This is a genomic window from Arthrobacter crystallopoietes BAB-32 (assembly GCF_000328305.2).
Classification (GTDB): Bacteria; Actinomycetota; Actinomycetes; order Actinomycetales; family Micrococcaceae; genus Crystallibacter; species Crystallibacter crystallopoietes_A.
In genome coordinates this window covers 1-10,161 of the sequence record NZ_ANPE02000205.1, presented here as the reverse complement: position 1 = coordinate 10,161, position 10,161 = coordinate 1, and the positions used below count along the sequence as shown (strand labels likewise).

The 10,161-nt window shown below is 67.2% G+C and carries 8 protein-coding genes and 1 pseudogene; 4 read left to right on the top strand and 5 right to left on the bottom strand.

Annotation, left to right across the window (positions count from 1 at the left end; translation table 11 throughout):
• From D477_RS16390 to D477_RS16370, 5 genes and pseudogenes are all read right to left on the bottom strand, one after another.
• Nucleotides 1-313 (bottom strand): annotated as a pseudogene (locus tag D477_RS16390) (DUF58 domain-containing protein); the annotation flags it as partial.
• Between the two features lie 17 nt (nucleotides 314-330).
• Nucleotides 331-1,419, bottom strand: coding sequence for an AAA family ATPase (locus D477_RS16385; RefSeq protein ID WP_005272074.1), 1,089 nt, complete (start codon nucleotides 1,417-1,419; stop codon nucleotides 331-333).
• Complete coding sequence (locus D477_RS16380) at nucleotides 1,416-2,624, bottom strand: DUF4350 domain-containing protein (protein ID WP_043847363.1); 1,209 nt, start codon at nucleotides 2,622-2,624, stop codon at nucleotides 1,416-1,418. The genes D477_RS16385 and D477_RS16380 overlap by 4 nt, the downstream gene beginning before the upstream one ends.
• Nucleotides 2,625-2,629: 5 nt before the next feature.
• Nucleotides 2,630-3,268: a DUF4129 domain-containing protein gene (locus D477_RS16375; RefSeq protein WP_150110169.1), complete on the bottom strand. Its 639-nt coding sequence runs from the start codon at nucleotides 3,266-3,268 to the stop codon at nucleotides 2,630-2,632.
• Nucleotides 3,269-3,273: 5 nt separating this feature from the next.
• Nucleotides 3,274-4,656 carry a glycerophosphoryl diester phosphodiesterase membrane domain-containing protein gene (locus D477_RS16370; RefSeq protein WP_005272065.1) on the bottom strand — a complete coding sequence of 461 codons (1,383 nt, stop codon included), beginning with the start codon at nucleotides 4,654-4,656 and terminating at the stop codon, nucleotides 3,274-3,276.
• A 254-nt stretch (nucleotides 4,657-4,910) separates the two neighbouring features.
• Between D477_RS16370 and mtrA the strand changes: the two genes are divergently transcribed.
• From mtrA to D477_RS16350, 4 genes are all read left to right on the top strand, one after another.
• Nucleotides 4,911-5,588, top strand: coding sequence for an MtrAB system response regulator MtrA (mtrA, locus tag D477_RS16365; RefSeq protein WP_005272059.1), 678 nt, complete (start codon nucleotides 4,911-4,913; stop codon nucleotides 5,586-5,588).
• Nucleotides 5,589-7,289 (top strand): MtrAB system histidine kinase MtrB, encoded by a 1,701-nt coding sequence (mtrB, locus tag D477_RS16360; RefSeq protein WP_005272056.1) that lies wholly within the window; start codon nucleotides 5,589-5,591, stop codon nucleotides 7,287-7,289.
• Nucleotides 7,270-8,997: an LpqB family beta-propeller domain-containing protein gene (locus tag D477_RS16355; protein WP_005272054.1), complete on the top strand. Its 1,728-nt coding sequence runs from the start codon at nucleotides 7,270-7,272 to the stop codon at nucleotides 8,995-8,997. Before mtrB ends, D477_RS16355 begins: the two co-directional genes overlap by 20 nt.
• Before the next feature lie 258 nt (nucleotides 8,998-9,255).
• Complete coding sequence (locus tag D477_RS16350) at nucleotides 9,256-10,005, top strand: ComF family protein (RefSeq protein ID WP_005272051.1); 750 nt, start codon at nucleotides 9,256-9,258, stop codon at nucleotides 10,003-10,005.
• Nucleotides 10,006-10,161: the final 156 nt, after the last annotated feature.

Genomic DNA, 10,161 nt, shown 5'->3' with positions numbered 1-10,161 from the left:
GCAGGTCCAGGCGCTGCACCGGATCCACGGCGCCGGCCGAAGGCTGCCAGCCATCGCGCAGCTGCGCCCTCATGCCGCGGCGGCCGGTATTGGTGACGACGAGCTCCGAGGTGCACTGCTCCGTGAGGCGGACGCTGGCCGGCAGCCGCCGTTCCAGCCTGAGCTGCCGTGGGGAGGCAGCCAGGGCAAGGTCCAGGGCGGCGCCCGCGGCCAGCAGCAGGGCAGCCCACAGCGCGGTCCAGCCGGAGGGGAAGAGCAGGAGTGCAGCAGCCCCGGCCAGGGCCACGAGCACGAATCGACCGGTCAGCGCCATGGGAAGGAAACCACCGGCTAGCGCGGCACCGGCACGGTGGCCAGAATGCTGTGCAGCACGTCGTCGACCCGGACACCGTCCATCTCCGCCTCGGGCCGCAGTCCTACCCGGTGGCGCAGCGCCGGCAGCGTCAGCGCTTTCACATCATCCGGAGTGACGAAGCTGCGGCCATTGAGCCAGGCCCAGGCCTTTGAGGTGTTCAGCAGCGCCGTGGCACCGCGCGGGGACACACCGAGCTGGAAGCTGGGCGCGGACCGGGTGGCTCGCACGAGGTCCACAATGTAGCCCAGGACCTCCGGCGCGATGCTGACCCGCGCCACCGCTGCACGGGCCTGGGCCAGGTCGTCGGCCGAGGCCACCGGCCGCACGCCCGCTGCCTGCAGGTTGCGGGGATCGAACCCTTCGCTGTGCCGCCGGATGATCTCGATCTCCGCGTCCCGGTCCGGCAGGTCCATCGTCAATTTCAGCAGGAAGCGGTCCAGCTGCGCCTCCGGCAGGGGATAGGTGCCCTCGTATTCGACCGGGTTCTGGGTGGCCGCGACGATGAATGGTTCGGGCAGTTTCCTGCCCACGCCGTCGACGGAGACCTGCCGCTCCTCCATGGCTTCCAGCAGCGACGCCTGGGTCTTCGGCGGGGTCCGGTTGATCTCGTCCGCCAGCAGGATATTCGTGAACACCGGGCCCTCGCGGAAGACGAACTCGGCGGTATGGGCGTCGTAGATCAGCGAACCGGTGACATCGCCCGGCATGAGATCCGGGGTGAACTGGACGCGCTTGGTGTCCAGGCTCAGTGCCGCGGAGAGGCTGCGAATGAGCAAGGTCTTGGCGACGCCGGGAACGCCTTCGAGCAGCACGTGCCCGTGGGAGAGCAGCGCGATCAGCAGCCCGGTCACTGTGCCGTCCTGCCCGACGACGGCCTTGGCCACTTCCGCGCGCACGTCCAGCAGCGCCCGGCGGAGCCGATCGTCGGCGGGTGCGGGTGCGGGTGCGGGTGCGGGGGCGCCGCTGCCGGAATCCTGCGGCCTGTCCGTCCAGCCGGAGCCCGCCGGCTCATCCAGCGGCGGACGGGCCGTCATGCCGCCTGCATGCTGCGGGTGCTCACTCATCGGTCGGTAACCTCTTCCTCTAGCTGTTGCAGGTTTTGGGCCCAGTCCACCAATTGGGCTTCGGTGCGCGGAACAAAGCCGCGCAGCAGGGCGTCAAGTTCGACGGCGGGCCTGTCCAAGTGGCGCGCGGTGGCGTCCACCACTTCGGCAGCCCGGGCGCCAGCGCCAAGCCGCAGCTCGGCCGCCAACCGGTTGAGGGTTGCGGCACGCAATGTTGCGGCGGCGCGGTCCAGGGACTTCGAGTCCTGGTACAGCCGGGCGCGGCCGGCTGCGGTTTCCGCGGAACGTACGACGACGGGCAGCGGCTCTTCGACGAGCGGCCCCAGCCGCCGGCCTTTCCAGAACATGGCCAGGACGCCGACCGCCAGCAGCCAGAGCGCTACCGGCGTTACCCAGGACGGGAGCAGTGCCAGCGGGCTCTGCGGTTCCTCGGCGATGCTGATGTCCGCCAGCGAAGGCCGGTACCAGACAAGCCGGTCGTTTTGCCCCAATGTGTTCAGTGCCAGCGCAGCGTTGGCTTCGCGGACAATCTGCTCGTTGGACAGGACATGCCCGGCGCCAAGCACCACGGCGGAACCGTCAGCCGTCGCGGCGTAGGCGGCAGCCGGCTGGGCACCGGTGGAGAAGCTGTAGCACATCACCGGTCCGCGGTAGGCCAGGCCGCCGCGCGTGATGCTGCCGTTCTCCGCAGGAAAGCCGTCGGCTGCGGGTGGCCCGCCGTTCCCGGTGCGGCAGTTGGCCGCCAGCGGCGAGCCCTCTTCGGGGACGACACCCGCCGCCGTGATATCCGGGGCCAGGGCGCGGAGTTCGCGGAAGCCCGGTTCAATCAGGATTACCTGGCCGGCGCTGTCCGCGAGCCTGCCCAACTGTTCCTCGTCCAGGTAGCCGTTGGCATCGTGGAAAAGCAAGGTGCCGCCGTCGTCCAATGCCTCCCGGGTGGCCGGCAAGGTGTCCGTCAGGATGACCTCGGTGCCTTGCTGGCGCAGGACCTCGGCGACGGCCTTGGCACCGTTGGGCGCCGGGTTCTGCGGGGACAGGTTGTCCCGGTCCGAAGCCGGCGTGGCCAGCATCCGCACGAGGACCGCGGCCGCCAGCAATAGGACAAGGATGAGCCAGAAGCGCCAGCGGCGGAAGCGGCGCCGGCCGCTCTCCGGGGCGGATCCGGCGGGGGACGGGGCCGGTGCCAGCGTCTTGTCTTCTGCCATGGTGCTCACAGCGGTGCCGCCGGTGCCAGCCCATCACGGCTGCCAAAGACAGGGCGGGAATCCTGCAGCTGCTGATCCAGGCGTGCGGCCGCCGCCGCGTCCGCTTCCGACGCCGGGAGGTTGCCGTAGCGCACGGCGTCGAACACCGTTGCTGCCTGCCGGGTGGCGGCCGCGAGGTCCGGAAAAGCCTGGCCGATCTGGCGGGCCGCCTCATCCGCGGTCTGGCCGGCCTGGGGAGCGAGCACGACACGTTCCTCCATCGAACGAACAATGGCGCGGTAGCGCTCAGTGCAGGCTTCGTTCCAGTCGCCGCGGGCAGCGGCCGCTTCGGCCAGCCGCCGGTGCTCGGTGGCTGGGAGGACCTGGTCGGTTTCGAAGAGCTGGCCCTCGTGCGCGGAACGGGCATTCCGCCGGGGACGCACCAGCCAGATCGCTGCTCCGATGATCAGCAGCACCGCAATGACGATGAACAATGTGCCGAGGTTTGGACTGACGCCCTGCAACGAGTTCACGATGTCGGTGAACCATTCGGTGATCCGCTGGAGGATTTCTTCCAGCAGGCCGGGTTTGGCCTGCTGGTACTCGTCCTTGGCCAGCTCGCGGATCAGCAGATCCCGCGCCTCATCCTCGGCGAACTTTCCCACTGCCGTCACCCGAAAGCCGGCGGCTCAGGCCGGCCGTCCCCAGCGCTGGCGAGCCCCGGAATGCTGCGGGTGGCCTGGCCGGCGGCCTGCTCGTGTTCACGCAGCAGCACCACATCGAACCCTTCCCGCCGGATCCGCAGGTCCAGGTAGACCAGGGCGATGACGGCAGCCTGGAACGCGTAGCCGATGGCGGCGAACAGGGACGAGACGAGCATCGAAACGAGAGTCAACGGTCCCATGGCCGCGAGCATGGCTTCAGGATCGTTGGGATCGCCCATGGCAGGAGCCGCCAGTCCGATAACGAACGAGATCGGCATACTCACCACGGAAGTAATGACACCGACGATGACAGTGCACAGCAGGAGGATGCCGAAGGTCCGCCACCAGCTGCGGTCCGTCAGTTGCCAGGACCGGACCAGGGACTGGACCAGGCCCGCCCGCTCCATCACGATCACCGCGGGCGCCAGCATCAGCTTGACACCGATCCACACGGATACGACCGTCAGGCCGAGGATGATCAGCAGGATGACCCAGATGGAGGTAATGCCCATCTGCTCGGCGAGGTAGAACGAGCCGGCGATGATGCCGACCAGGGCCACGACTGTCGCCAGCAGGTAGAGCAGTCCCATGCCGACCAAGGTCCAGATCCGGCCTTTCGCCAGTGACCACATCAGCCCGAAGCTGGTTTTCTGGTTCACCGTGGCCCGCGCCGTTGGGATGGCAAGGACCCCTTGGAGGAGCAGTACGCCGACGCTGGAGAGCAACCCCAGCACCAGCGAGGAGACAATCACCGATGCCCCGAGAGCCAAGGCCGATTCATCGGTCAGTTCATCTGCCGTGGCGATCTGGAGTCCGCCCAGCAGGGACACGATCAGGCCACCGGCCACCCACGACAGCACACTGACCACGACCTGCAGCAGGATGGCGCTGCCGAACATGGCTCCGGCATTCTTGCGGGCGGCTTGGAAAGCGCCGTCGAGGATCTCGCCCACTCCCAAGGGGCGGAGCGGAATGACGCCGGGCTTCGGCGGGGCGACATAGCCGTTGAAGCCGGCAGGCGGCCCGCCGTAGGGATTCTGCGGTGCACCCCACGGCTGGCCCGGATAGTTGGGGCCGCCGTTGTAGGCCGGCTGTCCCCACTGCGGTTGCTGCCCCCACTGGCCGGCGGGCGATTGTTGGCCGACCGGCGGCTGCTGCTGGGGCTGTCCCCATTGGCCGGCGTGCGTTTGTTGGTTCGGCTGCCCCCATTGGGATGCGGGAGGTTGCTGTCCTGCCGGCGGGCGGGGACCTGACGGATCGGGCATACCGGCCGGCGGCGGGACCGGCCCGGGTTGCGGGCTGCCTTGAGCCTGCGGCTGCCTGCTGTCTCCGTCCGGTGCCTGGCTCATGACCGTTTCCCCTCGCTGGCCGCTGCTTAACTCAGTGACTTGATAACCACCTTGGCGACCCGTGCCCGCGTAAACCGCGGACCGCCGTCGTCCGTTAATGGCAGAATCCTGTCAGGCCGTCATTTCCGGCCTGACAACAGCCTATAGTTTCAGTCTGCCAACTTCACGCAGCCGACGGCCCGACAGTTGCCCGCAGACACGATTGTGGTGCGCCGAATGCGGCACGGTGCCGTGCGATAGGGGAATATGGAGTCATGAAGGCACGCATACTCGTTGTAGACGATGATGAGGCACTGGCCGAAATGATCGGCATCGTGCTGCGCAATGACGGTTTCGAACCTGTTTTTTGCGCGGACGGCGGCCAGGCCCTCGACGTGTTCCGCAACAGCAAGCCCGACTTGGTATTGCTTGACCTGATGCTGCCCGGCATGGACGGAATCGAAGTCTGCCGGCAGATCCGTGGCGAGTCCGACGTGCCGATCGTGATGCTGACCGCGAAGTCGGACACCTCCGACGTCGTGCGCGGCCTCGAATCCGGAGCGGACGACTACGTGCCGAAGCCCTTCAAACCTGCCGAACTGGTGGCCCGCGTCCGCGCCCGCCTCCGGCCCGGGGACCAGCGGGCACCCGAAACCCTGCGGATTGCCGACGTCGTCATTGATGTCGCCGGCCACGTGGTGTACCGCGGGGACGAGAAGATCTCGCTCACCCCGCTGGAATTCGACCTGCTGGTTGCCCTGGCTCGCAAGCCCTGGCAGGTCTTCACCCGCGAACTTCTCTTGGAGCAAGTCTGGGGCTATCGCCATGCCGCAGACACCCGGCTGGTCAACGTGCATGTCCAGCGGCTGCGCTCGAAGATCGAGCGTGATCCGGAGGCACCGGAAGTGGTGCTGACGGTGCGCGGTGTCGGTTACAAAGCCGGCCAAAGCTAGTTGGAATCTGCCTTCGCGCAGGGAGTCACGGGGCTGAAGGCGGCAGCCGCCCGCTCTTGGCGCGCCCTGCTGTCCGCGTGGCACAAGATCGTGGCGCGGTGGCGGCGCTCGCTGCAGTTCCGCACCGTAACGGCGACCGTGCTGCTCACCGCGTTCGCGTTCTTGGGCGTCGGCGCCTTCCTCTCCAGCCAGATCGCTTCAGGGCTGTACCAGGACCGGCTGCAGCAGGCCGAGGCAGAATCGCGCCAGTCCCTGAACCGGGTCCAGGGCATTTTCGAAAGCTCCTCGGCGAGCGACCGGGCGACGGTCACGAGCATGGTGACCGACACCTTGAAGCTGCTGGAGGGCACGGCCTCCGGCACGCCGCGCTATTACCTGCTCACGCCCATGCGCAATGCGCAGAACCTGTACGTGGCGACCCAGTCCAACACAAGCATCACCGCCAATGTGATTCCCGAGGGGCTGAGCCAGGCGGTGATCACCGGTACCGGGCAGTACCGCCAGGCCATGGCCCTGCCGATGGGGGACAAGGACGTTCCCGCCATTGCCTTCGGGACGCAAGTGACGCTGCCGCCCGGCAACACCTACGCCCTCTACCTCATTTATGACCTGTCGTCGGTGCAGCAGACGCTGGACTATATCCACGGCGTGCTGTGGATCGGCGGCTTCCTCCTGCTGGCACTGACCGGCGGGATCGTCTGGCTGCTGACGAGGGCAGTGGTGCACCCGGTCAGCCAGGCGGCGACGGCGGCGGAAAAGCTTGCCGCCGGAGAGCTCCAGGAACGGCTGCAGGTCCGCGGCGACGACGAGCTGGCACGCTTGGGCTCCTCGTTCAACAGGATGGCCGCCAGTCTGCAGGAGCAGATCACGCAGCTGGCCGCGCTGTCCGAGATGCAGCAGCGGTTCGTCTCCGACGTTTCGCACGAACTGCGCACTCCGTTGACCACGGTCAGGATGGCTGCCGAGGTGCTCTATGAGGCCAGGGATGAGTTCGACCCGATCAATGCCAGGTCGGCCGAACTGCTGTACAACCAAGTGGAGCGCTTCCAGGCCCTGCTCGCCGACCTGCTGGAGATTTCACGTTTCGACGCCGGTGCGGCCGTCCTCGATGCCGAGCCCACCGACCTGCTGGACGTGGTGCGGCATGCGATGGAGGGTGCGCAGCCGCTGGCAGATAATTCCGGCTCCGGCCTGGAACTGAAAACCGACCTGACGGCGTGCGTCGCGGACATGGACCCCCGGCGCATTGACCGAATCCTGCGGAATCTGATTGTGAACGCCCTCGAGCATGGCGAGGGCAGGCCCGTGGAAGTGCTGGTGGCGGCCTCGGACGAGGCAGTCGCCGTCGCGGTGCGCGACCACGGCATCGGCATGACCGCCATGGAAGCGTCCCGGGTCTTTGACCGCTTCTGGCGGGCTGATCCGGCGCGGGCCAGGACCACCGGCGGCAGCGGACTGGGCCTCTCCATTGCCAGCGAGGACGCCCGGCTGCACGGCGGGTGGCTGCAGGCGTGGGGACAGCCAGGTGCCGGCTCTTGCTTCCGGCTGACGCTGCCGCGCCGGCGCGATACAGTGCTGACCGGCTCCCCGCTGCCGCTGCCGCCTGCGGCAGGAGGTGCCGAAGGGGGCGCCGAGGAGGAAAGACAGGCGGTACCGGCGGACGTGAAGAAGGAGGAACCAAGTGGCGCGGACCAAAGTTGAACCACAAGGGTACCCAGGCACTTTGCTGCGCACCGTCGTCGTACTTGTGCTGGCCCTGTTCGCGCTGACCGGCTGTTCCTCCATTCCGCTCTCGGGACCGGTCGGCACCAGCCAGGCTGAGCAGGAGGAAACGGCGCCGACCTATACGTTCAACCCGCCGGGACCGGCGCCTGATGCCGACCCGAAGGCCATCGTGGAAGGCTTCCTCCTGGCTGTGACAGCGACCCAGGACGACTACGGCATCGCCAGGGAGTTCCTGGCGCCGTCGCTGGCGGGGGAGTGGCAGCCGGTGGAGCGGACCGTGGTGTACCGCAACGCGCCCAACATTGTCGGCTCCCCGTCGGAGACCGAGTTCGTGCTGCAGCTCGAAGTCGCCGCCGTGATCGACGAGTCCGGGATCCGGCAGGAATCCGAAGCCGGTGCGACGGAGTCGATCCCAGTGGTGCTCAGCGAGGTGGACGGGCAGTGGCGGATTTCCGAGATTCCCGACGGAACGATGATCTCCACCGTCGATTTTCCAACCGTTTTCACCTCGCACAACCTGTACTTCTACGACGCGACCTACACTTACGCCGTGCCTGACGTGCGCTGGTTCGCGAGCCGCCAGGGCCTGTCCGCCGCGATTGTTGCGGCCCTGCTCGAGGGACCGGCGCCGTTCCTCAATGGCGCAGTGATCAGCGCCTTTCCGGAGGGCTCGACTCTGGTCCGGCGTGCCGTGCCGGTGGAGAGCGGGGCCGCCACGGTCGACCTGTCGGCCGATGTCCTCACCGGGACCACCTTCCTGCGCCGGCAGCAAATGCAGCAGCAGCTGGAGCTGACCCTCGGCGAGCTGAATACTGTCAGCACGGTGAAGATGACGGTAGACCAGCGGGAAGTGGACCTCGGGCCGACTCCTGATCCCGGTTTCCAGCCGGCGGTCGTCGGGCCGGCCGTCGGCAGTACGCAGATCGCCATCCTGGATGACGAACTGGTCTTCTACGAAGGCTCGCGTCCGGTTGAACCTGAGGGTCTGCCCTCCGTCGCTGAGTTTTCGCCCCGGGATCCGGCCATGTCGCTCGACCAGGAACAGTTCGCCTTCCTTAGCGGGCAGCGAAACAGATTGTTCGTGATCGGAGAAGACCGGCAAGTACAGCAGGCCGCCACGGGCACCGGGCTGACCCCGCCGAGCATCGACCCGTTCGGATGGACGTGGACCGCGGCAGGGGACCAGAGCGGCCAGGTGTTTGCGGTTGCGCCGGATGAAAATGCCACCCGGATCAGCATCAGTGCCCAGTGGCTGTCCGAACGGACGGTGACTGAACTGAGGATTTCGCGGGAAGGCGCGCGGGCGCTCATTATCGCCCGTTCCGGTGACACTTCGCGGGTCTACCTTGCGGGCGTGGTGCGCGACCAAAACGGCCAGCCACGCAGCATCAATACTCCTGTTGCCCTCCAGCCATCGGTGCCGGTTGATTCGGGCGTGTGGGCCGGGGAGACCACTGTGATTGTCATGGAAGCCTCGGACGAGGCAGCGGTGACTGCCGAGATCCTGAACCTGAACGGTGCTTCCCAGCGGATGGCACCGCTGGACGGCATGCTGGAAATCAGCGCTGGCAATGGAAGCCAGGATGTCTATGCGCAGACGCCCCGCACGCTCTATATCCGCGTGGGCAACAGCTGGGCACCGCAATCCCGGCCGCTGGTGCTCGACCCTTCGTTCCCCGGCTAGATCGCCCACCCTCCCACCGAGTGTCCACAAAATGTCCGACGGCGATTGCTGGCTGAGTGATCCGACCGGCAGGGTGTTGGCATGTGGACCCGGACGGCGGCAAGGCTCGACGCAGTGTATTTTGGAGCGGCGGGACGCACCCTGCGCCGGTGGATCACGGAGTTCAGCCACCTCGTGCTGCCTAGCGACTGCGTCAGCTGCGGAGCGGAAGACCACGTCCTATGCCCCCGCTGCCGGAACGCCCTTCGGGCAGCAACCGTGCGTCCCTATCGGGCTGAGGCAGGCGCGGAGTCGCTGCCGCTGACCGGCAGTGGCCTGGATGACGTCCTTCCGGTGGTGGCCGCAGGCCGGTACCGGCGGGAGCTCTCCCAGGCGGTACTGGCCTTCAAGAACCATGGGCGCACCGATCTGGCTCCCGTGCTGGCGCCCGCCTTCGCTGGTGCCGTGCAGGAGGCAGTGGCGCTCGCGAACGGAGGCCGGGTCTTTCTGGTACCAGTGCCGTCCCGGACTTCGTCCCGCCGCCGCAGGGGCTATGACCCGATGGATATGCTGTTGCGGCGGCTGCAACGTGCCGGATTGTTGCCGCCGGATGTGCAGATTCGGCGTGTGGTCCAAGTGCGGACGCCGCTGCGAAGCCTGATCCAGGGGGTGCTGCCCGGCACTTCCCAGAAATCATTGGGGCGCAGCGGCCGGCGCCGAAACGTTGCTTTCTCGATGCGGCTGAAATCCTCGGCAGCCAGCAGCGTAGCCGGCGTCCACTGCATCGTCGTCGATGACGTCCTGACCACTGGGGCCACCCTGGCCGAGCTGACCCGCGTGCTGGTCGCCGCAGGCGCACAGGTCGACGCCGGCGCCGTCCTGGCGGCCACTACGGCTCCCTCGGGGACCGAAGCGCATCAGGCCGCCTCAGCCCTTAGCGTAATCCAGCTCCAAAGCCGGAAGGATCACCGGTGGCTCGCGGGCGGGGCGTCGCCGAAGGCAAAATTTCGCCAAAGAGGGGGTGAATAAAGCATGACCGTGGCTTAACGTGAAGTATGGGCTCGAGCAAAAGAACGAGATCCCGTCTTCAGCGGCTGGAAGGAGCAATCTCTTTCAGTCGCTGTTGTGTCATCTAGGCAATATGGAGGGCACCATGGAATTCAATATCAACGGCCGCAACTTGGC

Bases quoted from the DNA above. Each gene is read 5' to 3' on its own strand.
- D477_RS16385 (WP_005272074.1), bottom strand. From the start codon at position 1,419: ATGAGTGAGCACCCGCAGCATGCAGGCGGCATGACGGCCCGTCCGCCG.
- D477_RS16380 (WP_043847363.1), bottom strand. From the start codon at position 2,624: ATGGCAGAAGACAAGACGCTGGCACCGGCCCCGTCCCCCGCCGGATCC.
- D477_RS16370 (WP_005272065.1), bottom strand. From the start codon at position 4,656: ATGAGCCAGGCACCGGACGGAGACAGCAGGCAGCCGCAGGCTCAAGGC.
- mtrA (WP_005272059.1), top strand. From the start codon at position 4,911: ATGAAGGCACGCATACTCGTTGTAGACGATGATGAGGCACTGGCCGAA.